Origin of the sequence: Faecalibacterium sp. Marseille-Q4896 (assembly GCF_017377615.1) — a bacterium.
Classification (GTDB): domain Bacteria; phylum Bacillota; class Clostridia; order Oscillospirales; family Ruminococcaceae; genus Faecalibacterium; species Faecalibacterium taiwanense.
In genome coordinates this window covers 31,672-58,651 of sequence record NZ_JAFREG010000002.1, presented here as the reverse complement: position 1 = coordinate 58,651, position 26,980 = coordinate 31,672, and the positions used below count along the sequence as shown (strand labels likewise).

General features: G+C 58.3%; 21 protein-coding genes. 17 read left to right on the top strand and 4 right to left on the bottom strand.

Annotated elements, in window-relative coordinates:
• Positions 1–16 precede the first annotated feature (16 nt).
• Positions 17–1,864, top strand: coding sequence for an excinuclease ABC subunit UvrC (uvrC, locus tag J3348_RS04210; protein ID WP_207698379.1), 1,848 nt, complete (start codon positions 17–19; stop codon positions 1,862–1,864).
• Positions 1,865–2,096: 232 nt separating this feature from the next.
• Here uvrC and J3348_RS04205 read toward each other — a convergent pair whose 3' ends face one another.
• From J3348_RS04205 to J3348_RS04195, 3 genes are all read right to left on the bottom strand, one after another.
• Positions 2,097–2,945: a transporter substrate-binding domain-containing protein gene (locus J3348_RS04205; protein ID WP_207698378.1), complete on the bottom strand. Its 849-nt coding sequence runs from the start codon at positions 2,943–2,945 to the stop codon at positions 2,097–2,099.
• A 137-nt stretch (positions 2,946–3,082) separates the two neighbouring features.
• Entirely contained in the window at positions 3,083–3,895 is an 813-nt protein-coding gene (locus J3348_RS04200; protein WP_278251693.1) for an amino acid ABC transporter ATP-binding protein, read from the bottom strand.
• An 18-nt stretch (positions 3,896–3,913) separates the two neighbouring features.
• On the bottom strand, positions 3,914–4,597 hold the full coding sequence (locus tag J3348_RS04195) for an amino acid ABC transporter permease (protein ID WP_207698377.1): 684 nt from the start codon (positions 4,595–4,597) through the stop codon (positions 3,914–3,916).
• A 403-nt stretch (positions 4,598–5,000) separates the two neighbouring features.
• On the opposite strand from J3348_RS04195, the gene J3348_RS04190 reads away from it, so the two are divergent.
• From J3348_RS04190 to J3348_RS04135, 12 genes are all read left to right on the top strand, one after another.
• Complete coding sequence (locus J3348_RS04190) at positions 5,001–5,990, top strand: NAD(P)H-dependent glycerol-3-phosphate dehydrogenase (protein WP_347565367.1); 990 nt, start codon at positions 5,001–5,003, stop codon at positions 5,988–5,990.
• 215 nt (positions 5,991–6,205) lie between these two features.
• On the top strand, positions 6,206–7,003 hold the full coding sequence (locus tag J3348_RS04185) for a zinc dependent phospholipase C family protein (protein ID WP_207698375.1): 798 nt from the start codon (positions 6,206–6,208) through the stop codon (positions 7,001–7,003).
• A gap of 53 nt (positions 7,004–7,056) precedes the next feature.
• On the top strand, positions 7,057–8,313 hold the full coding sequence (locus J3348_RS04180) for an MFS transporter (protein ID WP_207698374.1): 1,257 nt from the start codon (positions 7,057–7,059) through the stop codon (positions 8,311–8,313).
• 392 nt (positions 8,314–8,705) lie between these two features.
• Positions 8,706–11,456 (top strand): insulinase family protein, encoded by a 2,751-nt coding sequence (locus tag J3348_RS04175; protein ID WP_207698373.1) that lies wholly within the window; start codon positions 8,706–8,708, stop codon positions 11,454–11,456.
• Between the two features lie 377 nt (positions 11,457–11,833).
• The gene (mgtE, locus tag J3348_RS04170; RefSeq protein ID WP_154256045.1) at positions 11,834–13,195 is read left to right on the top strand and encodes a magnesium transporter; all 1,362 of its coding nucleotides are present in this window, start codon (positions 11,834–11,836) and stop codon (positions 13,193–13,195) included.
• A 486-nt stretch (positions 13,196–13,681) separates the two neighbouring features.
• Positions 13,682–14,734: a substrate-binding domain-containing protein gene (locus tag J3348_RS04165; RefSeq protein WP_207698372.1), complete on the top strand. Its 1,053-nt coding sequence runs from the start codon at positions 13,682–13,684 to the stop codon at positions 14,732–14,734.
• Positions 14,735–14,897: 163 nt separating this feature from the next.
• Positions 14,898–16,439, top strand: coding sequence for a sugar ABC transporter ATP-binding protein (locus J3348_RS04160; RefSeq protein ID WP_005944656.1), 1,542 nt, complete (start codon positions 14,898–14,900; stop codon positions 16,437–16,439).
• A gap of 18 nt (positions 16,440–16,457) precedes the next feature.
• Entirely contained in the window at positions 16,458–17,456 is a 999-nt protein-coding gene (locus J3348_RS04155; protein WP_097776390.1) for a beta-methylgalactoside transporter, read from the top strand.
• A 101-nt stretch (positions 17,457–17,557) separates the two neighbouring features.
• Positions 17,558–17,878, top strand: a complete 321-nt coding sequence (locus tag J3348_RS04150; RefSeq protein ID WP_097781527.1) for a hypothetical protein — start codon at positions 17,558–17,560, stop codon at positions 17,876–17,878.
• A gap of 100 nt (positions 17,879–17,978) precedes the next feature.
• Positions 17,979–18,965 (top strand): TAXI family TRAP transporter solute-binding subunit, encoded by a 987-nt coding sequence (locus J3348_RS04145; RefSeq protein ID WP_347563448.1) that lies wholly within the window; start codon positions 17,979–17,981, stop codon positions 18,963–18,965.
• Positions 18,966–18,979: 14 nt separating this feature from the next.
• Complete coding sequence (gltS, locus tag J3348_RS04140; protein ID WP_097775078.1) at positions 18,980–20,167, top strand: sodium/glutamate symporter; 1,188 nt, start codon at positions 18,980–18,982, stop codon at positions 20,165–20,167.
• A gap of 52 nt (positions 20,168–20,219) precedes the next feature.
• Positions 20,220–20,423 carry a hypothetical protein gene (locus J3348_RS04135; protein ID WP_097775079.1) on the top strand — a complete coding sequence of 68 codons (204 nt, stop codon included), beginning with the start codon at positions 20,220–20,222 and terminating at the stop codon, positions 20,421–20,423.
• Positions 20,424–20,562: 139 nt separating this feature from the next.
• Here J3348_RS04135 and J3348_RS04130 read toward each other — a convergent pair whose 3' ends face one another.
• Positions 20,563–21,933 carry an NCS2 family permease gene (locus J3348_RS04130; protein ID WP_120120600.1) on the bottom strand — a complete coding sequence of 457 codons (1,371 nt, stop codon included), beginning with the start codon at positions 21,931–21,933 and terminating at the stop codon, positions 20,563–20,565.
• Positions 21,934–22,314: 381 nt separating this feature from the next.
• Between J3348_RS04130 and J3348_RS04125 the strand changes: the two genes are divergently transcribed.
• From J3348_RS04125 to J3348_RS04110, 4 genes are read left to right on the top strand one after another with little or no spacing between them, the layout of a single operon-like run.
• Positions 22,315–22,596, top strand: coding sequence for a chemotaxis protein (locus tag J3348_RS04125; protein WP_097775081.1), 282 nt, complete (start codon positions 22,315–22,317; stop codon positions 22,594–22,596).
• Positions 22,593–24,041: a phage terminase large subunit gene (locus J3348_RS04120; RefSeq protein WP_207698370.1), complete on the top strand. Its 1,449-nt coding sequence runs from the start codon at positions 22,593–22,595 to the stop codon at positions 24,039–24,041. Before J3348_RS04125 ends, J3348_RS04120 begins: the two co-directional genes overlap by 4 nt.
• Before the next feature lie 12 nt (positions 24,042–24,053).
• Positions 24,054–25,868, top strand: a complete 1,815-nt coding sequence (locus J3348_RS04115; protein WP_207698369.1) for a hypothetical protein — start codon at positions 24,054–24,056, stop codon at positions 25,866–25,868.
• A gap of 16 nt (positions 25,869–25,884) precedes the next feature.
• Positions 25,885–26,976, top strand: coding sequence for a ribosomal-processing cysteine protease Prp (locus J3348_RS04110; protein WP_154259007.1), 1,092 nt, complete (start codon positions 25,885–25,887; stop codon positions 26,974–26,976).
• Positions 26,977–26,980: the final 4 nt, after the last annotated feature.

The following is a 26,980-nucleotide window of genomic DNA, read 5'->3' as shown; positions in this document are numbered from 1 at the left end:
TTTTCAAGGAGAATCCATGACCAAAGCTGAACTGTATCAGAAAGCCTGTATGCTGCCGCTGCTGCCCGGCGTTTATATCATCCGGGATAAGACGGACACCATCATTTATATCGGCAAGGCAAAGCGGCTGCGCATCCGGGTGAGCCAGTACTTCCGCGAGGGCGTGCCCCACGACAACAAGGTCAGCCAGATGATCGCCCATGCCTATGCCTTTGATGTGATCGTGTGCCAGAGCGAGTTCGAAGCGCTGGTGCTGGAAGCCAGCCAGATCAAGGCCCACACGCCGAAGTATAACATCCTGCTCAAGGATGATAAAGGCTACAGCTATATCAAGGTGACAAAGGAGCCATGGCCCCGGCTCTCCTTCGTGCTGCAAAAAGAGGAGGACGATGCCGAGTATATCGGCCCCTATACCTCCAGCTTTGCGGCCCGGCAGATGGCAGAAACCGCCATGGATGCCTTTCTGCTGCCAAGGTGCAATAAGCGCTTCCCGCAGGAGATCGGCAAAGGACGCCCCTGCCTGAATGCGCACATCGGCAAGTGCATGGCAGTGTGCAGCGGCAGGATCAGCTGCGAAAACTACAATCAGGCCGTCAAGAGCGCCGTGCACCTGATCCGCTACGGCAAAAAGGACATCCTGAAGATCCTTAATGAGCGGATGCAGGAGGCCTCGGACCGGCTGGAATTTGAGACGGCGGCGCTGCTGCGGGACCAGATCGCAGCCATCACCAAGGTGAGCGCCGGGCAGAAGGTTATTGTGGACCCGGATGTGGAGATGGACGTGGTGGCGCTGGCAGGCACGCCGGACAGCGTGTGTGCGGCGGTGCTGCGCTTCCGGGACGGACGGCTGACCGATAAGCGGGAGTTTTTGTTCCACGATACCTCGGACATTGCCGCCGTGCGGGAGGAATTTCTGCCCCGGTATTATCTGGATGACGAACAGATCCCCAAGATCATTGCGGTGGACGAGCTGCCGCCGGACAGCGACGCTTTGCAGCAGGCGCTGAACGAAAAGCGCGGCAATGAGGTGCAGCTGTACGTGCCCCAGCGGGGCGATAAGGCCCATCTGGTGGAGATGGCCCACACCAACGCGGTGGAGCGTCTTGCCCGGGAGAGCGGCCGCTATGCCCGGGAGGAAAAGCTGCTGGACGAGCTGGCGCAGGTGCTGGGCCTTGCAAAGCCGCCCCGTGCCATTGAGAGCTACGACATCTCCAACTGGGGCGATGGCTCCAGCGTCTGCGGCATGGTCACCTTCAAGGACGGCAAGCCCTACAAGGCGGGCTACCGCAGATTCAAAATGAAGACGGTGGCGGGCACTGACGACTATGCATCGCTGGCAGAGACCGTCTCCCGGCGGGCGGCAGAGTATGAAAAGTACGCAGAGCTTGCCAAAAAGGGAGAACCCTGCAGCAACTGGTTCGGGCAGAAGCCGGATCTGCTTTTGATGGACGGCGGCAGGGGGCAGGTGAGCGCGGCAAAAGATGCACTGGCCGGGACTGCCCTTGCGGATGTGCCGCTCTACGGCATGGTGAAGGACGACCACCACCGCACCCGCGCCATTGTGGACAGCGATGGCCGGGAAATTGCCATCAATATGAACCGGGGCACCTTTACCTTTATCACGGCCATTCAGGACGAGACCCATCGCTTTGCCAATGCCTACCGCAAGCAACAGATGAAGCAGAAGAGTTATTCCTCCACCCTGACCGAGATCCCCGGCATCGGCCCCAAAACGGCAAAGGCACTGATGGCCCAGTTCAAGAGCGTGGGCGCGGTGAAGGAAGCCACGCCTGACCAGCTGGAAAATACCCCCGGCGTGGGCAAACAGACGGCACAGATCATCTACGATTATTTTCATGCATAAAACCCTCTCAGTCATCGCTGCGCGATGCCAGCTCTCCCGAAAGGGAGAGCTTTTTGCATTCAGATGCAATGAATGTGCAGAGTTGAAGAAAACGCGATTGATGCATTTGCCGGTTACGGCCCTTCCCGTGAAAAGGCAAACCCCGGCAGACCGCAGTCTGCCGGGGTTTGCAATATTAAAATAAATTTTCCGCTGAAAATGCCCAGAGCAAAGCGGAGGGCATTCAAATGATTCAGTTCTCCGCAGAAATATCCTGACCGAAATACTTCTCGCTCAGCTCTTTCAGGGTGCCGTCGGCACGCAGATCATCGATGGCGGTGTTGATGGCATCCAGCAGGGTGGCGCTGGCATCGCCCTTGCGCAGAGGAATGGCAACGTGGGATGCATCCTCGGTCTGGGCCACCAGCTTGAAATCTGCATCCGGGTGGACGTTCAGGTAATCGTAGAAGGAGACATCGGCGTTCAGGGTGGCGTCGATGCGGCCGGCGGTGAGCAGCTGGATGGTCTCTTCCAGCGTGTCGATGCCCTGTACGGTGGCACCATAGCTCTCGGCCAGTTCCATGTAGGTGGAAGCAAGGCTGTTGGCGGTGGTCTTGCCCTTCAGGTCCTCAAAGCTGGTGATCTCGTCGTTATCCTTGCGGACGGCAAGGGCAGTGTGGATGTAGCCGTAGGGCTCGGTGAAATCATAGGTCTTGGCGCGCTCGTCGGTCACTTCCACGCCGTTGCACACGATGTCGTAGCGGCCTGCGTCCAGACCGGCAAACAGGCTGTCCCAGTCGCTTTCGACGTACTCCGGCTCCACGCCCAGCTTTTCGGCAATGGCGCGGGAGACTTCCACATCGTAGCCCACCAGAGTATCGGATTCGTCGTGGTAGCTCCAGGGCTGCCATGCGCCTTCCAGGGCGACGATCAGCTTGCCGCTGGACTGGATGTTGGACAGCTGGTCGCCGGCAGCAGGAGCCACAGAGGCGGCCGTGCCGGAAGCAGCGGTGCTGCCGGAAGAATTGGAGCAGCCGGACAGAGTCAGCACGCCGGCAGCGGCCATGACGCTCATAAGAGAAATAAAGGTTCTGCGTTTCATAGTTGGATTCCCTTTCCTCTATAAAAATATTTGTGAAATAAACTCCTTCAGGCAAAGAAGGAGACTTTCTGGTTTTGCCAAAGGCCCCATCCCGGAGGGGGCTGTCTGCGAAGCAGACTGGGGGAGTTGGTTAAACCTCACTCGGTGTGAGCGATCTTCCGCAAAAATTCGCGGGTGCGCTCCTCTTTGGGGTTGGCGAAAAACTCATGCGAGGGAGCCTGCTCCACTACCACGCCGTTCTCCATGAAAACGGTCTTGGAGGAAACATTGCGGGCAAAGCCCATCTCGTGGGTGACCACCAGCATGGTCATGCCCTCTTCGGCCAGCTGCCGCATCACGGCCAGCACTTCGCCAGTCAGCTCCGGGTCAAGGGCCGAAGTCGGCTCGTCAAAATAGATGATCTCCGGGTCGGAGGCCAGCGCACGGGCAATGGCCACGCGCTGCTGCTGGCCGCCGGAAAGCTGGCGCGGATAGTAGTCGGCTCGGTCGGCAAGGCCCACCTTTTCCAGCATCTTCATGCCAACGGCATCCGCCTGCTCTTTGGGTATTTTGCGGGCAATGATGAGGCCCTCGGTCACGTTCTGCAGGGCAGTCTTGTTGCGGAACAGATTGTAGCTCTGGAACACAAAGGCCGTCTTTTTGCGCAGCCGGGCAATGTCGGCACGGCTGGCCTGGGCAAGGTCGAACGTCTCACCGTCAAAGGTGAGCTGGCCTGCGTCGGCAGTCTCCAGAAAGTTCAGACAGCGCAGCAGGGTGGTCTTGCCGGAGCCGGAGGGGCCGAGGATGGCCACCACATCGCCCTTTTCCACGGTCAGGTCCACGCCGCGCAGCACCTGCAGCTCGCTGGTCACTTTGCGTGCACCGGGCCGGTGGAAGATGCCTGCCTGCAGGCGGGGCTTTGTGTAGGTGAAAAAGGACTTGTGGACGTTTTTGATCTCTAACATGGACATGGTTGCCACACTCCTTTCTTACTGGAAGCCGTGGGCGTTGAGCCGACGCTCCAGCAGTGCCTGCAGCTTGGTAATGATCGTGCAGAACAGCAGATACACCACGGCCACCTCACAGTAGATGGGCAGGAAGATGTAGGTGCGGGCGGCCACCCGCTGACCGGCCATGAACAGCTCGGCTACTGTGATATTGGACGCCAGCGAGGTGTCCTTGATCATGCCGATGAGCGAGTTGGAGAGGGCGGGCACTGCGGTGCGCAGGGCCTGCGGCAGCACGATGCGGCGCATGATCTGCCACCAGCTCATGCCCACGCAGTAACCGGCTTCCAGCTGGCCCTGCGGCACGCTTTCCAGTGCGCCACGCATGGTCTCGGCACAGTAGGCACCCTCGTTGAAGGCAAAGGCGATGACCGCAGCAGGGAAAGCGTCCAGCATGATGCCCACGCTGGGCAAACCATAAAAGATGATGAACAGCTGCACCAGCAGCGGCGTGCCGCGGATGACCCAGATGTAGAACCGCGCGATCTGCCGCAGCACCGGCACATTGGCGTACTGCACCAGCGCAACGGCCACGGCAATGATCATGGCAAAAAAGAATGAGACCAGCGTGAGCGGGATGGTCATGGTAAGGCCTGCCGTAAGGATACGGGGCAGGGCCTCCGCCAGCACGCTGACCGTACGGTTGGAAAGAAATGCTTCAAACATGAAAAATGTTCCCTCAGAACGGTATTCAAATACTTTGTAAATCGTAAGAACAAAGGTATTATAAGGCTTGGAGTGCGCTTGAAGTCAAGGGCTTTTTCTAAAATTCCTACAAAACCTACCAGAATACTATAGCATGAATCCGGATGGAGTGCAAACGGTTTGCTCAAAACGCGTGATGTGTACAAAAACGGACGACCCATCTGGAAAACTTTGTGCAATGCGGCAAGCGGTTGACGGCGCACCGGCTTTCGTGTACAATGAACATAACAACGCGCACCGGGCTTGGCCCGGCACAGGCGCAAATTCACCGCAGAGGGTGCAGTGCCCTTTGCGCGGTGCAGACACGGAGGACACGAACGTGACGAAGAAAAAAATTGGCGTTCTGGGTGCAGGTACCTGGGGCATGGCTCTGGCACGGATGCTGTGTGTCAGCGGCAATGATGTGCAGGTGTGGTCGGCGCTTCCGGCTGAGGTGGAGAACCTTTCCGCTACGCGGGTGCACCCCAATCTGCCGGGCATGAAGATCCCGGAAGAGCTGCAGTTTACCAAGAGCATTGAGGAAGTGTGCACCGGCAAGGATGTGCTGCTGTTTGCAGTGCCGTCGGTATTTGTGCGCTCCACCACGGCCAAGGCCCGGCCTTACATCCCGGACGGCCAGATCCTTGTGGACGTTGCAAAGGGCATGGAGCCGGACACCTTGTATACCATGACTGAGGTCATTGCCGACGAGCTGAACCGTGAGGGCGGCCCCAAGGGGGTAAAGCTGGTAGCACTCTCCGGCCCGACCCATGCGGAAGAGGTGGCGCTGGACATGCCCACCACCATCGTTTCGGCCTGCCCGGATGAAGCCGCTGCCGAGTATGTGCAGGATGTGTTCAGCAACACCTGTATGCGTGTGTACACCAACGCCGACATCAAGGGCGTGGAGCTGAGCGGCGCGCTGAAGAATGTGATTGCGCTGGGTGTTGGCATCTCCACCGGCCTTGGCTACGGCGACAACGCCCGCGCAGCCCTCATCACCCGCGGCATTGCCGAGATCGCCCGGCTGGGCGTGGCCATGGGCTGCAACATCCACACCTTTGCGGGTCTGGCCGGTATCGGCGACCTGATCGTGACGGCCACCAGTATGCACAGCCGCAACAATCGTGCGGGTATTCTGATCGGCAAGGGCAAAAGCCCGGAGCAGGCCGTGAAGGAGGTCGGCATGGTGGTGGAGGGCATCAATGCACTGCCTGCCGCTATGGAGCTGGCAGCAAAGTACAATGTGGAAATGCCCATTGTGCAGACGGTGAACGCCATCGTGAAGGAGGGCATGAGCGCCAGCGACGCGCTGCGCACCCTGATGGACCGCAACCGGAAGAACGAGATGCCGCAGGGCTACGAAAAAGTCTGAATTTTAAGGGAGAAGGCACAGCTGTCTGCAGATGGCTGTGCCTTTTTTGCTGCGCGGCCTGCCCACTGGCCGAAAACACAAAATAATTCAAATTTTTTACCAAAATCAGACGTAAAAGGGTAGAAGGTTGGGAAACTTTCTGCTATACTGAAACAGAACGCAAAAACCGGGGGACGTTTTGTGCACCCTGTCGGAGAGAAAGAGAGGAATCTGCCATGCCGTCAACTTATGCGCACCGCCGCTTTGGCACCAATGTGCTGGAACATCTGCCGGATGAACTGCGTGCTCAGCTGGAACAGAACCGTGAGCTTTATGATATCGGCCTGCACGGGCCGGACCTGCTGTTTTATTACCATGCTGCCAAGTCCAACCCGGTGGGTGCATTGGGCAACGCCATGCACGAGGAGCCGGGGCGGGCCTTTTTTGACCGGGCGCGCAGGGTGGTGCACTGCGAGGCAGACCGGGATGCTGCGCTGGCCTATGCGCTGGGCTTTGTGTGCCACTTTGCGCTGGACAGCACCTGCCACCCGTATGTGGAGCAGTTCACCCGGGAAAGCGGCGTGACCCACTGCGAGATCGAGACCGAGTTTGACAACATGCTGCTGCGCCGGGACGGATACGACCCGCTGAAGTTTTTCACAGCCAGCCATATCCACCCGTCGGAACAGAATGCAAAGGCGATCGCGCCCTTTTACGAGGGCATCTCGGAGCAGGTGGCGCTGGACTCGCTCAAGGGCATGATCTCAGTGCACAGGCTGCTGCAGGCGTCCAATCCGGTCAAGCGCTGGGTGGTGCTGACAGGCATGAAGGTGGTGGGCAAATACGACATGCTGCACGGCCTTGTGGCAGATCCGCAGCCGAACCCGAAGTGCGTGGAGAGCGGCAAGCGGCTGGAAGAACTGTATGCGCAGGCGCTTCCGCTGGCAGAAACGCTGATCCTGGAATTTGTGGCAAAGCTGGACACGGACCAGCCCCTGAGCAAGGCCTTTGACCACACCTTCGGGGAGTTTTGAGCGGGCACAAAAAATGAGGGTGCACCGCCCGGCGGTGCAGGGAGAGAGTAAAAATGCAAAGCGAAAAATTCAAGGTGACCCCGCTGGAGCGGTCATGGATCCTGTACGATGTGGGCAACTCGGCCTTTGTGCTGATGATCGCCACACTGGTGCCCATTTTCTTTAATGCGCTGGCCGAGGCCGGGGGATTGAGTCCGGTGAACTATCTGGCCTACTGGGGCTATGCAAGCTCGGTGGTCACGGTGATCACGGCAGTGCTGGGGCCGATTTTGGGCACGCTGGCCGATACCAGAGGCTTTAAAAAGCCCATCTTCATGCTCTGCCTGTTCGTGGGCGTGGCAGGCTGCTGTGCTATGGGCCTTGCCACTACATGGCTGCCGTTCCTGATCATCTTCATCCTTGCAAAGATCGGCTTTTCGGGCAGTCTGGTGTTCTACGATTCCATGCTGGGCGATGTGACCACCCCGGAACGCATGGATGTTGTGTCTTCGCAGGGCTATGCATGGGGCTACATTGGCAGCTGCGTGCCCTTTGTGGTGTGTCTGGCGCTGGTGCTGGGCAGCGGGGCCATCGGCCTGAGCCAGATGACCGCCCTTTCCGTGGCGCTGCTCATCACCGCTGTGTGGTGGCTGGGCACCACCCTGCCGCTGCTGCGGAACTATAAGCAGATCAACTATGTGGAGGTAGAGCAGCACGCCATCCAGCAGAGCTTTGTGCGCATCGGCCACACCCTCAAGCATCTGCGCGAGGATAAGCAGGTGTTCTGGTTCCTGCTGGCCTTCTTCTGCTACATCGACGGCGTGTATACCATCATCGATATGGCCACCGCCTACGGCACGGCACTGGGGCTGGAGACCACCGGCCTTTTGCTTGCCTTGCTGGTAACGCAGATCGTGGCCTTCCCTTCGGCGCTGATCTTTGGTCGTCTAAGCGCAAAATATCCGTCCAGCCAGCTTATCCCGGTCTGCATCGCGGCCTACACCGGCATTGCGGTGTTTGCCTTCTTCCTGACCAGCCAGTGGCAGTTCTGGATACTGGCCGTGCTGGTGGGCATGTTCCAGGGCGGCGTGCAGGCACTGAGCCGCAGCCACTTTGCCAAGATCATCCCGGCTGAAAAATCCGGCGAATACTTTGGCCTGTTCGACATCTGCGGCAAGGGCGCGTCCTTCCTTGGCACCATGATCGTGAGCGTGGGCAGCCAGCTGACCGGCAGCGCCAATGTGGGCATTGGGATGCTGGCGCTGCTGTTTGCAGTGGGCTTTGTGCTGTTTCGGGTGTCCTGCCGGACTGAGGGCGCAAAACAGGTGTAAAAAATACGATTTAAAATTGTCGATGCTTTCGCTTTGGCAATATCAGAGGAAATATTATTTTATAATTTTGCAAACAAGCCAGCCCTGCGGGGCCGGCTTGTTTCCTTTTTCACGGGAAGGGGGGCGTGACGGCAAACGGCATATTGTTGCCATTACGCAGTAAAGATGCAGTTTTCGGCAGCGACTCTATTCGTGAAAGTGCGTTTGGAGCGGCCCGCAGGCCGCGACAAATGCGAAATAAAAATAAAATTTCCGCTGAATATGGCCAGAGTGTAACGGAGGCCATTTTAAATCGTCCTTCTGGTTATAATTAACAAACCGGTAATTGTCTTTTTGAGCGGCGAATGATACAATAGAGGCAATGATTTCAAAACCGCAAAGGAGAAAACGAAATGGAACGATTTCCCGGTTATACCCTCGTGCGTACCGAGGACTGCCCTGAACAGCACGGAACCCTGACCGTGCTTACCCACGATGTGAGCGGTGCCACGGTGCTGCTGGTGGAAAATGAGGATACCAACAAGGCGTTTGGCATCGGCTTTGGCACCTTCCCGTCCGATGACACCGGCGTGTTCCACATTCTGGAGCACTCGGTGCTGGCAGGCAGCGAAAAATACCCGGTGACCTCGCCGTTCTTGCAGCTGCTCAAAAGCAGCATGGCATCTTTCCTGAATGCGATGACCTTCCCGGATAAGACGGTCTACCCGTTCGCTACGCCCAATGAGACCGACTTCAAAAACCTGATGGATGTCTACCTGAACGCGGTGTTCTGCCCGCTGGCTATGGTGGACAAGAGCGTGTTTGAGCAGGAGGGCTGGCACCGCAGTGCCGACGGCACCGTGAGCGGAGTGGTGTACAACGAGATGCAGGGCGCTCTGGCTGCACCGGATGCTCAGTTGGAAAATGCACTGGAACGGGCCATGTTCCCGGATACGGCCTACGGCTTTGTTTCCGGCGGCGACCCGGCCAGCATCCCGGCGCTGACCTATGAAAAGTATAAGCGGGTATATCACCGCCACTACAGCGCCGACAACTGCTGCATTACCCTCTATGGCAAAATGGATATGGCTGAAAAGCTGGAACTGCTGGACAGGGATTATCTCTCCAAAATGCCCAAGGGCACCAGCCGTCCGCAGCTGACCGTGCAGCACGAGCAGGCGGGTGCCTGCGTGGAACTGCCCTACTATACCGAAAACCCGGAGCCGGACGAGGTGCAGTGTGCTCTGGCATGGTACACCGGTGCCTTTGCAGACCGGGAGCGGCAGCTGGGCGTGGAGATCCTGCTGGATGCCCTGCTTGGCACCAATAACTCCCCGCTGAAGGCGGCGCTGCTGGCCGAAAAGCTGGGCGCAGATATTGACATTGGCTTTGACGACAGCACCCTGCAGCCGGTGCTGGAACTGGTGCTGCGCGGTGCCACCGAGGAGAGCGCTCGCAAGTTTGCTGCCGCTGTGCGCAAGGCGGTGGACGGCATTCTGGCCGAGGGCATCCCGCAGGAACTGCTGTTGGCTTCGCTGAACGCAGCAGAGTTTGCATCGCTGGAGCGCCCGGGCACCCTGCCAGACGGCGTGCTGGATGCCATCAATGCTTCCACCGCTTGGCTGCACACCGGCGACCCCACTCTGCTGCTGCACACGGACAGGCTGTTTGCTTCCCTGCGGGAAAAGATGGCCGATGGCTGGTTCAATGAACTGCTGCGTGAGCTGTTTGCACCGGCTCCGGTGCAGGTGGTGCAGGTGCCCACCCTGCCTAAAAAAGAGGAGGGCGAACCCATCCGCACCGACGGCAAGCTTGTGCTGGAGCACCCGCTGACCGTTGCCGACCTTGGCGACGGAGCAAGGACGGCCCCAGGCGAGCGGGAACTTCTGGCCGGGGCACAGCTGCTGCATCACCCTTCGGCAGGCAGCCTGTACCTGAACTTCTACTATGACCTCGGTAATGTGAAGCCTGAGGACATGCCGTATCTGGACCTGCTGACCGATGTGCTGGACGAGCTGGACAGCACCGAACACACCGCTCAGCAACTGAACACTCTGCGCAGCACATGGCTGGGCGACAGCCGCACCCAGCTGGACATCTGGACTGGGCGGCAGGAGGGTGCACCCTGCCATGCCAAGCTGAGCCTGTGTCTGAGCCTGCTGGAACGCAGTCTGGAAAAGGCTGTGGAGCTTGGCGGCGAATGGCTGTATGATACCATCCTTACCGGCCCGGCGGCAGAAGCTGCTTTTGCACGGGTGCTGAGCCAGCAGAAGTTGAACATGGAACAGCAGTTCATCCAGCAGGGCAATGTATACGCAGCCACCCGCGCCAGTGCCCACTACACGGTGGACGGTGCGGTGAGTGAACGCTGCAGCGGTGTGAGCTATTACAAGTTCCTGTGCGGCGTGCAGGAGCGCGGCAATTGGGCAGCACTGGGCGAAAAGCTGGATGCCCTGCGCACAGAGGTGCTGCAGCACGCGGAGCTGACGGTCAGCCTGTACGGCAGCGAGGATGCCCTTGCAAAGCTGCGCACTCTGCTGCCGGACAGCCGCTTTGCTGCCGAGGGCCGCGCTGCGGCAAAGCCCTATGTGGAGCCGCTGACACCGCCGGTGAACGAAGCGTTTATCATTGACGGCGGTGTGAACTACGATGTACAGGTATGGCCCATGGAGCGCCGCAGCGACCGCAAGGCGCTGGCCCGCGTGATGAGCTACGAATACCTGTGGCACAACATCCGCGAGGTGGGCGGTGCTTACGGCACCGGAATGCTCTCCTCGGACGGCGTGGAATACCTGTACACCTACCGCGACCCCCATGTAAAGGAAAGCTACGACACCTTTGCAAAAGGTCCGGCAAAACTGGCAGCACGGGAGTACACCGAAAAAGACCTGAACGATTTTATTGTGGGTACTGTGGCCAAGCTGGACACCCCCCGCAAGCCGCGTGCTGAGGCCCGCGAGACGGACCGCCGGTATTTCTGCGGCATCACTGATGAAATGATGGCGGCAGACCGCAAGGCCCTGTGTGCGGTGGATGCCGCACTGCTGAAGGAGCAGGCCGCAGAGCTGGGTGCCGCCATGGCAAACGGCGTGCGGGTGGTGTTTGGCAGCAAGGATGCTGTGGAAGCCGCAAAAGAATTGTTTCATACGGTAGAGACCCTGTAAGCAAAGAGCCTTCCATCCCGCTCGGGACATGCTCTGACAGGATAAAAGTGCCTGATGATACGAAAAATGTCATCGGGCACTTTTACTTTTTGTAAAGAAACGGAAAAATTTAAAAAGCAGGGTTGACGCGGCAAAAAAGCAGTGGTAAAGTAATGGGCGGAAAAGGCAAAAAGTGTCTTTTTACAACAGGAAAACGAGGTGGTTGTCATGGAACCTGCTGGCAGTAGCAGCAGTCTTTCTCCCCGATTATTTTATATGATGGCAGCCGCCGTTTCTGCTTTGCGCAGACCCTGCTGTGTGTGAATGCACACGGTGCGTGTTTGCGTTCCCTGAAAAGAAGAAACGAGAGCTGCCACTGAAAAGGAGGCAGCTTTTTTATGTCTGAAATCTCGATCGATACCCTCAAGACCATGCTGGCAAATCTGGACGATGCCAAGAAATACCAGAGCCTGCGGGATGTGATGGAAACTCTGCCCGCGCCCGACCTTGCGGCGGTATTTGAGGATCTGCCTGCAGAAAAGCTCCCGGTGCTGTTCCGTCTGTGCCCGAAGGATCTGGCCGCAGATGTGTTCACCGAACTGACCCCTGAGACCCAGCAGAAGCTGATCGACGGCCTGACCGATACCGAGCTGAAGGCTGTTGTGGACGAACTGTTCGTGGACGATGCCACCGACCTTGTGGAGGAAATGCCTGCCAACGTGGTCAAGCGCATTCTGGGTCAGGCCGACCCCACCACCCGCCGCATGATCAACGAGCTGCTCAAGTACCCGGAGGACTCGGCCGGCGGCGTGATGACCACCGAGCTGATGGAGCTGCGGCCGGACATGACCGTGGCACAGGCTATGGAGGCCATCCGCAGGAATGGCTTTGACAAGGAGACCATCAACAACTGCTATGTGACCGATGACAGCCGCAGGCTGATCGGCGTGGTGTCCCTGCGGGCGCTGGTGCTGGCAAAGAACACAGAAGAGCCTATCAAGGACCTGATGGATTCCAATGTGGTCAGCGTGAGCACCACCACCGATCAGGAGGATGTTTCCAACCTGTTCGAGAAATACGGCTTTCTGGCTATTCCGGTGGTGGACGCGGAAAACCGGCTGGTGGGCATCGTGACCATTGACGATGCTATCAGCATCCTGCAGGACGAGGCCAGCGAAGATATTGCAAAGATGAACGCAATCGGCCCCTCCGACAAGCCCTACTTCAAGCAGAGCATGTGGGATCTGTATAAGAGCCGTGCGCCGTGGCTGCTGTTCCTGATGATCAGTGCCACCTTCTCCAGTCTGGTCATTCGCGGATACGAGGATGCACTGGCCGCTGTGACCGTGCTGACTGCATACATCCCCATGCTGACCGACGCAGGCGGCAACGCGGGCAGCCAGAGCACCTCCACCATCATCCGCGGCATGGCGGTGGGCGATATCCAGCCCCGCGATCTGCCCCGCATCCTGTGGCGCGAGAGCCGCGTGGCCTTGCTGTGCGGCGGCACGCTGGCCGTATGCAACTTTGTAAAGCTGCTGGTGTTTGACCGCATCGCGGCTCCGGTGGCGCTGGTGGTGTGCCTGACTTTGATCTGCACCATCCTGCTCTCGCAGATCATCGGCGGCATTCTGCCGGTGGCGGCAGAAAAGCTGCATGTGGATCCGGCCGTGATGGCTTCACCCCTGATCACCACCATTGTGGATACCACCACGCTGCTGATCTACTTCAACATTGCAAAGATGCTGCTGCATCTGTAAAAGATACTCGGATCGGAATGCCCGGAGGCTTAGGAAAGCTTCCGGGCATTTTCTTTGCAAAAGGCAGGCGGCAGGAACCGGGAATAGCAGGCGATTTTCAGAAAATTGCAGAAATGAAGCGAAAAAATGCGGAAGAACAGGGATGAACTATTCCTGAAAATATTTTTCAAGATATACAAGAAATAAAAAAGCTGCAAAAACCGGACGATGCAACATTTTGTAATCTTTTTGAGAGAAAAATGACATAATTTTTTTGCTTTTGTAGGGAGGTTGCAAATGTATGAAAAATTGTGATGTTTCGAGAAAAGAAATTGGCGAGCCCAAAAAGCATTTGTTGAAATAGCACAAAAGAACTCCTTCAATCTTGTGAACTTGTTCTCTTGAACAGTGGGGTGCTGCAAGGGTATAATACGAACAGGAATTACAGGTGCATGCAAGATTGCTCCTGTGAAAATGCTGAGATACGAATTGAAGGAGAACATTATTATGAAAATGATTTCGCGTCGTGACTTCCTGAAGGCATCTGCTGTTGTTGGTGCAACTGCTGCTATGACCGCCTGCGGCGGCTCTTCCAGCACCTCTACTGCTGCTTCTTCTGTTGCTGCATCTTCTGCTGCTGCTTCCAGCGCTGCTGCAACCAACGGTTCCGCAAACATCGGCGTGTGCATCTATCAGTTTGCTGATAACTTCATGACCCTGTACCGCTCCGATCTGGAAGAGTACCTGAAGGACATGGGCTACTCCGTCACCATCATGGACGGCAAGAACGACCAGAACACCCAGACCGAGCAGATTAACACCTTCCTGCAGCAGGGCGTGGACGTGCTGGTCATCAACCCCGTGCAGACCACTTCCGCACAGACCATCGTTGATACCGTCAAGCCCTCTGAGACTCCTATCGTCTTCATCAACCGTGAGCCCGACAAGAGCGTTCTGGACTCCTACGCAGACAAGTGCTGCTACGTTGGTGCTGACGCACGTCAGTCCGGTACTTATCAGGGCGAGCTGATCCTGGAGACCGAGACTCAGGGCGATATCAACGGCGACGGCAAGATCACCTACATTATGTGCAAGGGCGACCCCGAGAACATCGATGCTCAGTACCGCACCGAGTACTCCATCAAGGCCCTGACCGATGCAGGCAAGGAAGTTGAGTGCCTGTACGAGTACCTGGACAACTGGGATCAGACCACCGCTCAGCAGGACGTTGCAAACGCTCTGTCTCAGTACGGCGACAAGATCGAAGTTGTCTTCTGCAACAACGACGCAATGGCACTGGGCGCTCTGCAGTCCATCCAGCAGGCAAGCCGCACCGTCGGCAAGGACATCTATCTGGTCGGCGTCGATGCTCTGGCAGAGGCTGTTCAGGACGTTCTGGATGGCAACATGACCGGTACCGTGCTGAACGACGACGTGGGTCAGGCTACTGCAGCTGCTGAGGCTACCAAGCTGTACGTTGAAGGCTCCAAGGTCGAGCAGTACTACTGGGTCGACTATGTGAAGGTGACCAAGGACAACGCTTCCGAGTACGCGAAGTAAGACCAAAGTTTTCCTGAAACAATGCAAGGTGCGCAGTGGACCTTGACGGCTTGAGCAAAGCTATAAAGCGCGTGCGTGCGAGAAATATTCTCCGCGCACGCGCCTTGTTTTGAAAAAAGGTTTTTCTGCGGCCCGATGATAAACGACAAGGAGGCTCTGCGGAATGTCAGAATACCGTCTGGTAATGAAAGGCGTGGTCAAGACCTTCCCCGGCGTCAAAGCGCTGGATCACGCCCAGTTGGAGCTTCGCCCCGGTAAGGTCATGGCGCTGATGGGTGAAAACGGCGCCGGTAAGTCCACACTGATGAAATGCATGTTCGGCATTTACAAGATGGACGAGGGCGAAATTGAATACGAGGGCGAAAAAGTTACCATCACCACCCCTCTGGATGCACTGAACCGCGGCATTGCCATGGTGCATCAGGAACTGCAGCCGATTCCGGCACGCACCGTGGCCGAGAACATCTGGCTGGGCCGCTACCCCACCAAAAAGTACGGCCCTGTTACGGTGGTGGATCACGCCAAAATGTACAAGGATACGGAGGAGCTGCTGAAAAAGCTGAAGCTGGAGATCAATCCCCGTGCAAAGCTTGGCTCTCTGAGCATCGCACAGATGCAGATGGTGGAAATTGCAAAGGCTGTTTCCGCAAACTGCAAGGTGCTGATCCTGGACGAACCCACTTCCTCACTGACCGCAAACGAAGTTGAGTCGCTGTTCCGCATCATGCGCGAGCTGAAGGCTCTGGGCGTGGCACTGGTCTATATCAGCCACAAGATGGACGAGATCAAGGTGATCGCGGACGAAGTCACCATCATGCGCGATGGCCAGTATATCGGTAAGTGGGACGTTGCCAACATGACCAAGGAAGAGATCATTGCAAAGATGGTCGGCCGTGAGCTGTCGAACCTGTATCCCCCGCTGGAGAACCATCCCTCGGACGAGGTGATGATGAAGGTGGAGGACTTTACATCCATTCATCCGCGCTCCTTCCGCCACTGCAGCTTCGAGGTCAAAAAAGGCGAGATCCTGGGCGTGGCCGGTCTGGTGGGCGCACAGCGCACCGAGCTGATGGAAGGCATCTTCGGCCTGCGTGCCCATACCTCCGGTAAGGTGTGGATCAAGGGCGAAGAGGTGAACATCAAGCAGCCCCGCGACGCCATCCAGAAGAGCGTGGCTCTGCTGACCGAGGACCGCCGTGCCACCGGCATCATGGGTGTGCTGAGTGTTGCGGATAACATCTCCATTGCATCGCTGGATGCCCTGCGCAAGGGCCCCATCATGCTGGACGACAAGAAGATCCTGGATCTGGTGGCTACCAACAAGGAAAAGATGGCCATCAAGGTGCCCAGCCCCAAGACCCAGATCAAGAGCCTTTCCGGCGGCAACCAGCAGAAGGTGCTGATCGCCCGGTGGCTGGCCAACAACCCCGATGTTCTCATTCTGGACGAGCCTACCCGCGGCATCGACGTCGGTGCAAAGTATGAAATTTACTGCATCATCGCCGATCTGGCCAAGCAGGGCAAGAGCATTATCATGATCTCCTCTGAAATGAGCGAGATCATCGGTATGTCCAACCGTGTCATGGTCATGTGCGATGGCCGCATCACCGGCTTTATCGACGGCAAGGACGCTACGCAGGAAAACATCATGGCGCTGGCTACCCAGTTCGAGACCGCACCTGACGCAGCTGCGGCAAATCAGTAATTAAGGAGGCTGTCTATCGTGGAAGCTACCAAAAAATTGAATGGCAAGGCTGTGGGCAAGTGGCTCAGCAACAACGCCATTATCATGATGATGCTGGCCATCACTCTGATCGTTGGCATCATTCACCCCAACTTCTTCTCCGGCACCAACATGATCAACCTGTTCAAGAACGTGTCCATCCGCTACATCATCGCGCTGGGCATTTCCGGCTGCCTGATCACCACCGGCAACGACCTGTCCGCAGGCCGTCTGGCTGGTTTTGCAGCATGTCTGGCCTGCATCTTTGCACAGACCGAAGGCGCTTCCGGCAAGTTCTACCCCAATATGCCCACCCTGTCCACCCCCGTGGTGTTCATTCTGGTCATTGCCATCTGCGCCATCGTGGGTCTGTGCAACGGACTGGTGGTCAGCTACCTGAAGGTGCAGCCCTTCATTGCTACCTTGGGTATGCAGCAGGTGGTCTACGGTATCTGCCTTGTGTACACCGGCGGTACCCCCATCGGCTCTTTGAACAAAAACTTCACCTCTCTGGCCTCCAACACCATCATCGGTGTGCCCGTGCTGATCTGGATCGCTTTGGTGGTGGCTGCATGCTTCTGGTTCCTGTACAACAAGACCCGCCACGGCAAGTACATGTACGCCATCGGCGGCAACGAAGCTGCTGCTGAGGTGGCCGGTGTCAACGTGCACGCTACCAAGATCCGCATCTACATTCTGGCCTCCTGCATGTTCGGTCTGGCAGGCTGCCTGCTGGCTGCAAAGTCCGGCGGCGCATCCGTCAACACTGCAATGGGCTATGAGCTGGACGCCATCGCAGCCTGCACCATCGGCGGTGTTTCCACCACCGGCGGCGTTGGTACTGTTCCCGGCGTTCTGGTCGGCGTTCTGGTCTTTGAGCTGATGAAGGTGGCTCTGCAGTTCATGAACGTGAACTCCTCCTACACCTACATCGTTCAGGGCCTTGTCATTATCGTGGCTGTGGCTATCGATATCCGCAAGTATCTGGCAAAGAAGTAAGAGCTTTTTCTGTGGGTCGTCTGCTTTTGGGCAGGCGGCCCGCTTTTTTTATTTGCATTTGTGTGGTATCATAAAGAAAAACAACATCAGGAGGTGTGCTTATGGCACAGGAAAACCGAACAAGGGAGCAGTTCACAGAGGAGCTTGCCCGGCGGGAAGCTGCCCTTGCGGCCCGGGAAGAACAGCTTGCACAGGAGCAGGCAGAGTTGGCCGCGCAGAAGGCGGATTTTGAGGAGGGCAAAAAGAGCCTGCTGAACAACGGCGACAAAAACTTTGTGAATGCGAAAGAAAAAATGTACGACCATTTTCCGCTGACAGTGCACCAGATGGATATTATCATCGGGGTACTGTTTGCACTGATCGCACTGTTCCTTGTGCTGGGGGTGACCCATACCAGCTTCTTCGGGCTGTTCGGAGGGTAAGTGCATTCCTTTTCTGCAGCAGGTGATTGCATTTCATCCGCAATGTGCGTATAATTTAGGATAAAAGCTCTGCCGCACTGCGGCGGCAGGAAGAGGAGTGGTGATCTTGAAAAAGAAATGGCTCGCGGCGGTGCTGGCCGGAGCTTTGCTGGCAGCAGCACTGCTGAGCGGATGCTCGCCGGTGGAGACCGTTAAACGGCTGCGCTTCGGCGTGGCTGGCGAGGGCGGCATCTACCGGGAGTTCGGTGAGCGGTTCGCAGCATTGGAAAATGAGACGGACAACGGGCAGGTGGAGCTGAAGGCTACCGCCGGTTCCGCAGCGAACCTGCGTCTGCTGGCCGGCGAATACCTGCAGCTGGCCATTGCACAGGCAGACCTTGTGCAGGATGCCTATGACCAGACCGGCATCTTTGCCGACGAGGAGGAAAGCCGGGGCTTTGGTGCCGTGGCGGCGCTGTACACCGAGACCTGTCAGGTGGTGGTGCGGGCGGATTCCGACATCCAGTCCATTGAGGACCTGCATGGCAGGACGGTGAGCATTGGCGCGGAGGAATCCGGTTCGGAGCAGAACGCGCGGCAGATCTTATCTGCCTATGGTCTGAACGACAAGATGGTGAGCATGGTAAACCTGAACTATGAGGATGCCGCTGCCCAGCTGAAGGCGGGCAGGGTGGATGCCATCTTTATGACAGTGGGCGCGCCCAGCCCGGTGCTGACCGCTCTGGCAGGCGAGTGCGGCATCCGGCTGCTGAAGGTGGACGGTGCGGCAGCACAGCGCCTGCAGAGCGCTTACAGCGCCTACAGCGGCGTTACGCTGCCGGCAGGCACCTATCCCGGCCAGACGGAGGAAGTGCAGACGGTGGGCGTGAAAGCCGTTCTGCTGGCCAGCAACGCGCTGCCTGCAAAGCAGGTGCAGCAGCTGACACAGCTTCTGTTCTCCAGCCGGGAAGGGCTGGAAGAGCAGCTGGGCATCCCGCTGGACCCGGAGGAAAACGCAGTAGAGGGCGTTGGCATCCCGTTCCATGCGGGTGCGGCCGCATATTATAAGGCGGCAGGAATTACGGTCGATGAAGCGGCTGGGAACTGAGGGAAAGTAGAGCAATGAAGATCGAATTGGATATGTATCAGACACTGGCCGTTGCGGTGCTGGTGCTGATGCTGGGCAAATTTTTGCGGGCAAGGGTGCAGGTGCTGGAACGTTTCTGCATTCCGGCTCCGGTCATTGGCGGCGTGCTGTTCGCCATTTTTACCTGTGTGTGCTATGTGACCGGCGTTGCCGAGTTTGCATTTGATGATATTCTAAAGGAAGTCTGCATGGTGATGTTTTTCACTTCGGTGGGCTTCCAGGCAAACCTCAAGGTGCTGAAAAGCGGCGGAAGAGCGATGATCGTGTTTCTGGGCGTGGTCATCGTGCTGATCGTCAGCCAGAACTTTGTAGCCGTGGGGCTGGCAAAGCTGCTGGGCGTGGATGCGCTGGTGGGCCTTTGCACCGGCTCCATCCCCATGGTGGGCGGTCACGGCACCGCCGGTGCCTTTGGCCCGGTGCTGGAGGACTTTGGCATTCAGGGGGCCACCACCCTGTGTACGGCAGCGGCCACCTATGGCCTGATCGCGGGCAGCATGATGGGCGGCCCCATCGGTAAGATGCTCATTGAGCGGCACAACCTGCTGGCCACGGTGGTACCGGAGGATGACAGCCTGCTGGTGGAAGAAGAAATGAAGCACGAGCGCCACACCACCATGTACCCGGCGGCAAGCTTCCAGCTGATCGTCGCCATGGGCATCGGCACGGTGCTGTCCAGACTTCTGAGCCTGACGGGCATGACCTTCCCCATCTATATCGGTGCCATGATCGCGGCGGCCATCATCCGCAATGTGGGTGAGTATGGCGGCGGCTACACCGTGTATATGGGCGAGATCAATGACATTGGCGGCATCTGCCTTTCGTTGTTCCTGGGTATGGCCATGATCACCCTGAAGCTGTGGCAGCTGGCAGAGCTGGCCCTGCCGCTGATCGTGCTGCTGGCTGGGCAGACCCTGTTCATGATCCTGTATGTGGTGCTGGTGGTGTTCAACATCATGGGCCGCGATTACGACGCGGCGGTGATCGTATCCGGCACCTGCGGCTTTGGCATGGGCGCAACGCCCAACGCTATGGCCAACATGCAGGCCATCTGCGATAAATATTCGCCCTCGGTCAAGGCGTATCTGCTGATCCCGCTGGTGGGCAGTCTGTTTGCGGACTTTCTGAACAGTCTGGTCATTACGGTGTTCATCAATTTTATCTGAAGCTGATCTTTACAGTTCGGGCGGGTTTCCGCACCGGGAAAGGAGACGTGCAATGTCGCTTTATCACCATCTGAAAACGTGGCTCGGAAAAAAGCGGGAGCATCCCCATGAGGAAGAAACCGTGGCCTTGCCGGAAATCCATACCGGCAAGGTGGCACATCATACGGATGCGGACGGCACTCCGGCGGCAGATAAGCCGATCCACTACGATAACGTAGCTATCCCGGAAGTGCATATCCACCCGCGGCGCAAATAACCCCGATTGCTAAAAAAAGAATAGTTCCACGCCGGACAGCCCGGAGCGAATGCGCAGGCTGTTCCGGATCATAGGAAGCAGAAAAGCTCCCGTCCATCATCAGGACGGGAGCTTTTTTGCTTGCGGTAAGATCAGCGGCTTAGAGGAACACGTACTTGAGGATGAACAGCACGGTCAGCACATACATCAGGGGGCTGATCTTCTTTTCCTTGGCCTTGCCGGTGACCAGATTGATCAGGGTCCAGGAAATCACGCCGATGGCGATGCCCTCGGAAATGCTGTAAGCGGTGGGCATGGCCAGAATGGTCAGGAAGGCGGGAATGCCCTCGCTGGGGTCGTTGAAGTCGATCTTGACGGCAGAGCCCATCATGTAGAAGCCCACGATGATCAGGGCCGGAGCCGTTGCAAAGGACGGGATGGTGAGGAACAGAGGGCTGAAGATGGTGGCCAGCAGGAACAGGATGCCGGTGGTCATAGCGGTCAGACCGGTGCGGCCGCCCTCGGTAACGCCAGAAGCACTCTCGACGAAGGTGGTGGTGGTGGAAGTGCCCAGCACAGCGCCTGCGCAGGTGGCGATGGAGTCGGCCATCAGTGCGCCCTTGATGTGGGGCAGCTTGCCGTCCTCGTCCAGCATGTCGGCCTTGGAGGCAACACCGATCAGGGTGCCCAGAGTATCGAACAGGTCAACGAACAGGAAGGAGAACATGACGGCGAAGAAGTTCAGGATGCCAACGCCGGAGAAATCGGTCTTGAACACCTGACCAAAGGTCTTGCCCAGCGCGGAGAAGTCGAAGCTGACAAAAGCGGTGGGAATGACGGAGTACATGCCTGCGTCGGGGTTGGGAACATAGATGCCGGCAATCTCGCAGAGGATGCCCAGCACCCAGGTGATAAGAATGCCGTACAGGATGCCGCCCTTGACCTTCTTTACCAGCAGGATGGCGGTGATCACGATACCCAACAGGGCAAGGATCGCGCCCATGCCCACGCTGGAGAAGGTGTCGCCCTTGAAGTGCTGGTAGGTGACGAGGGTGGAATCGCTGTTGACGATCAGCTTTGCATTCTGCAGGCCAACGAAAGCAACGAACAGGCCGATGCCCACGCTGACGGCGCTCTTCAGGGTCATGGGGATGGCATTGAAGATGCCCTCACGGACATTGGTGAGGGACAGCACGATGAAGATGATGCCCTCTACAAAGACGGCCATCAGGGCCAACTGCCAGCTGTAGCCCATGGTGAGAACGACCGTGTAGGAGAAGTAGGCGTTCAGGCCCATGCCGGGTGCCAGTGCAAACGGATAGTTGGCAAGCAGAGCCATAAGCGCAGTGCCAACAAAGGATGCCAGCGCGGTGGCAATCAGAACGGCTTCCGAATCCATGCCGGAAGCAGAAAGGATGTTGGGATTGACCGCAAGGATGTAAGCCATGGTCATGAAGGTGGTGATACCTGCCATGATCTCGGTCTTGACATCGGTGTGGTTCTCCTTCAGATGAAAGATGTTTTCTAACATGAGGAACCTCCTGATTCAGATAAAACATCCCGTCCGTGCGTGGGACGAGAAAGAACAGAACCTATTGTAACATTTTACAAAAGCATTTGTCCACAGAATAAACACACTTTTTTCATTTTCTGTCCAAAAATCGCAAATGAGTATGACTTTGAAGGTTTTCTGCGGGTCTGCCACAAATTTTGATGGAGAAAAAACACTGCTTTTGAAAAGATACGAAACAGCGATGAATTACAAGGGACAAAAGTATACGAATCGGATTTTTGAATTTAAAATATACGTTATGGCCCTGTAAAAGTGCACACTGTTGGGAAAGCAGCACCAGTGGTATCCTTTTGCCATAGCCCAGCACACCAGGGCGGAAAGGAGCTGATACCCAACACCATGGGGCAGACAAAACAGGCCAGAGGGCTGGCCAGCCTGAGCCGAGCCACGGACACCCTGAGCACCCTGCTGGCACAGCAGGTGCGGGAACTGAATGCCCGGCAGAAGGCGGCAAAAAAGGAAGGCGCATCGGGAGCAGGCACCATGAAAGACCTCAAGGAGGCCACGGCGGTGCTCAAGGATCTGGCCGGTGTAGCCAAGACCCTGAACGATCAGGGGGCACAGGCAGAAGGAGCGGAGTGCGGCGTGGTGCTGCTGCCGACGGTGGAGGAAGAACCATGAGCATTGTACAAGCAAGAGTGCCGGTGGTCTGGCGGCCCCAGCCGCGGCAGGCCGAATTTATGAGCCGCTCGGAACCGGAAGCGCTGTACGGCGGTGCAGCAGGCGGCGGCAAGAGCGACGCGCTGGTGATCGAAGCGCTGCGGCAGGTGCATATTCCGCACTACCGGGCGCTGATCCTGCGCAAGACCTACCCGCAGCTTTCTGATCTGGTGGACAAGAGCCAGGTGTACTACCACAGGGCGTTCCCGCAGGCACAGTACAACGCCACGGCCCATGTGTGGAACTTCCCCAGCGGGGCAAAAATTTACTTTGGCTCCATGCAGTACACCAAGGACCGTACCAATTATCAGGGCAAGGCCTTCGATTTTATCGGCTTTGACGAGCTGACCCACTTTGAATGGGAAGAGTACAGCTACATGATGAGCCGCAACCGTCCCACCGGCCCGGGCACCCGGGTGTACATGCGGGCCACCACCAATCCCGGCGGCATCGGCCACGGGTGGGTGAAGGCACGGTTCATCACGCCCGCACCGCCCGGCACGCCTATCACCGAGGAATACACGGTAAAGCTGCCGGACGGCACCGAACAGAAGCTGCAGCGGGCGCGGGTGTTCATCCCTTCCAGCATTTTTGATAACCCCGCCCTGCTGGCAAACGACCCCGGCTACCTTGCAAGCCTTGCCAGTATGCCGGAAGCAGAAAAGCAGGCGCTGCTCTACGGCAGCTGGGACAGCTTTTCCGGACAGGTGTTTACCGAATGGCGCAACGACCCGGCCCGCTACGAAGACCAGCGCTGGACCCATGTGATCGCACCGTTCACCATCCCGAAGCACTGGCAGATCTACCGCGGGTTCGACTTTGGCTTTTCCAAGCCGTTCTCGGTGGGGTGGTACGCAGCGGACGAGGAGGGGCGGCTGTACCGCATCAAGGAGCTGTACGGCTGCACCGGCAGGCCGAACGAGGGCCTGCGCATCGACCCGGTGGAACAGGCCCGGCGCATCCGGGAGGCAGAGCAGAACGACCCGCTTTTGCGCGGCAGGGTGATCCACGGCATTGCCGATCCGGCCATCTTTGATGAGAGCCGCGGCGAGAGCATTGCCGCTATGATGGAGCGCAGCCCGAACTTCCTGCGCTGGTCCCCCGGCGACAACACCCGGCTTGCGGGCAAGATGCAGTTCCACTACCGGCTGAATTTTGATGCGGACGGCAGGCCGATGTTTCAGGTGTTCAATACCTGCAAGCACTTTATCCGCACGATCCCGAACCTTGTGTACGACGAAAGCAACGTGGAGGACATCGACACCCGGCAGGAGGATCACATTTACGACGAGTGCCGCTATGTGCTGATGGAGAACCCTATCAGCCCGCCGGTGCGCTGTGCTGCGCCGCCCATGCCCGACGACCCGCTGAACCTGCACAAGCGGGCAAGATTTTACAGAATTTAAAGGAGAAACGCAATGGACGATTACGAGAACGAAGCTTTGCCCGTGGGTGAAGCACAGGTGGCCGAGGCCATACAGACCTTGCAGCGGTACAAGGCGGGCAAGGCCGCGCTGGACAAGCGTATTGTGGATAACGAGCTGTGGTTCCGCATGGGCCACTGGAAGAACTACCAGAACCCCATGATGCCCGGCAAGGCCCAGCCTTCCAGCGGGTGGCTGTTCAACAGCATTGCCAACAAGCACGCCGATGCCATGGACAACTACCCGGAACCGAACGTGCTGCCCCGAGAGGCAGATGACGAGGACACCGCACGGGCACTTTCCAGCGTTTTGCCGGTGGTGCTGGAACAGGCCGACTACGAGCAGGTGTACAGCGACTGCTGGTGGCGCAAGCTCAAACAGGGCACCGGCGTGACCGGCATCTTCTGGGACCCTGCAATGCGCGGCGGCATTGGCGACATTGCGGTGCGCAGCGTGAACCTGCTGATGCTCTACTGGGAGCCGGGCGTGGCGGATATTCAGGCATCGCCGGACTTTTTTAGCCTGAGCCTTGAGGACACGGCCCGGCTGTGCGCGCAGTACCCGCAGCTGGCAGGACACACCGCCAGCGTGCTGGACGTGCCCCGATACATCCACGATGAAGGGCAGGACACCAGCTCCAAGAGCGTGGTGGTGGACTGGTACTACAAGCGCCCGGATGAAACGGGGCGCATGGTGCTGCACTACTGCAAGTTCTGCAACGGCGTGGTGCTGTACGCCAGCCAGAACGACCCGGCGCTGGCAGAAAGCGGCCTGTATGACCACGGGCAGTACCCCTTTGTATTTGACCCGCTGTTCGTGGAGGAGGACAGCCCGGCGGGCTTTGGCTACATCGATGTGATGAAGGACTGCCAGACGGCCATTGACAAGATGAACCATGCCATGGATGAGAACGTGCTGCTGAGTGCAAAGCAGCGGTATGTGCTCAGCGACACGGCAGGGGTCAACGAGGAAGAGCTGGCCGATTTCAGCCGGGACATCGTGCATGTGGTGGGACGGCTCAACGACGACAGTTTTCGTCCGCTGCAGACGGCGGGCCTGCAGGGCAACAGCCTGAGTTACCGCCAGAGCCGCATTGAAGAGCTGAAGGAGATCAGCGGCAACCGGGACATGACGCAGGGCGGCACTGCCGGAGGTGTGACCGCAGCCAGCGCCATTGCGGCCTTGCAGGAGGCAGGCAGCAAACTCAGCCGCGATATGCTCAAGAGCGCCTACCGTGCTTTTGCAAAGCAGTGCTATCTCATCATCGAGCTGATGCGCCAGTTCTACGACGAGCAGCGGGTATTCCGTATCGTGGGCGAAAGCGGCGAGAGCCGGTTCGTGCCCTTCTCGGCGCAGGCGCTGCGGGCGGTGCCCGGCGGCAGCGTGGGCGGCGTGGAACTGGGCAGCCGGGAGCCGATCTTTGACATCGTGGTGAGCGCCGCCAAGAAGAGCACCTTCAGCCGTCTTTCCCAGAACGAGACGGCCAAGGAGTGCTATCAGCTGGGATTTTTCAAGCCGGAAAATGCCGATGCCGCCCTTGCGGCACTGGAAATGATGGATTTTGAAGGCATTGAGAAGGTGCGCCAGAGGGTGCGGCAGAACGGCACCCTTGCCCAGCAGCTGGCTAGGATGCAGCAGCAGATGGCACAGATGGCGGCGGTGATCGCCCAGCAGGGCACCGGGCCTGACGAACCGGCCCGCAGTGCAGGCGGTGCGTCTGCGCAGAAGGACGGGCAGGCGGTAAAGCTGGCGGGCCTTGGCAATGCCCTGCCGGTGGCCGCCGCTGCACGTGCCATGAACATCCATTAAAAAGGAGGTGAATTTTATGATGAAAGTTTGTTACAGCGAGATGGATACCCCCGCCGGGCTGAGCTGCCGGCTGGAAGCTGCCGGTCATGCAGGCTATGCGCCTGCCGGGCAGGACATCGTTTGTGCAGGAGCCAGCACCGTGATGCAGGGCCTTGTGTACCTGCTGGCCGGGGAAGAGAACGCCCACAGCGAAGCCTTTGATGAGCCGGACGGCCCGCGTCTGGCAGTGAGCGTGGATGCGCCCTGCGAAGAATGGGTGCGCGGTGCCTTTGAGCTGGCCAAAGCCTGCTTTGTGCTGCTGGCCGAACGCTACCCGGAGAATGTCCGCTTTGCAGATGTGAGCCGCAGAGGAAAGGAGAGCATGATGGATCTGCAGCTGTTTGCAGCGGAGGCGACCGCCGCCTGCGGCGGAAACAGGGAGCCGAGGCTGGGGCAGCGGCCAGCAGAACACGAGTGCCGCTCAAGGCACGAAGTGGACGCTGGGAGCCGCAACCCGTGGGGAACCTTTATGCTACAGCTCTTTGCAGAGGGAGAAGCCGCTCCCCCTGCCCTGAGCGAAGCGCAGACCCGGCAGGCGGTGGCCTCCGGCACCATGAAGCCGGACAAAGCAAAAGAAGCGCCCGCTGTGCCGCAGGCCTCGGCAGAGAAAACCGTAGAGCTGCAGCCGGAAAAGCCCCGGCAGGAACTGCCTGTGCAGCGCCCGGAACTGCCGCCGCTGTCCAGCTTTGCCCGCAGCACACAGGCTGCTGTGCACAGCCTGCATGCCCGCTGGGCGGCAGAGGAAGCGGCCATGCGCCGCAGCCAGCCGGATTTTGATCTGCAGAACGAGCTGCGCAGCCCGGAGATGCGCCGCCTGATGCAGCTGCCCGGCATGAGGGTGCGGGATGCGTACCGTCTGGCCCACTACGACGAAAACCTGCGCACTGCAGCGCAGGCTGTGGAGCAGGGCGTGGTGGAACGCATTCAGCAGCGGGCCGCACGGCCCACCGAAAACGGCATCCGGCCCGGCGGCGCGGCTACCGTCCGCCCGGATGTAGCCAGCATGACCCGCGCCCAGCGAGAAGCACTGGAACGCCGTGTGCTCCACGGAGCACAGATCGAATTGTGAATAT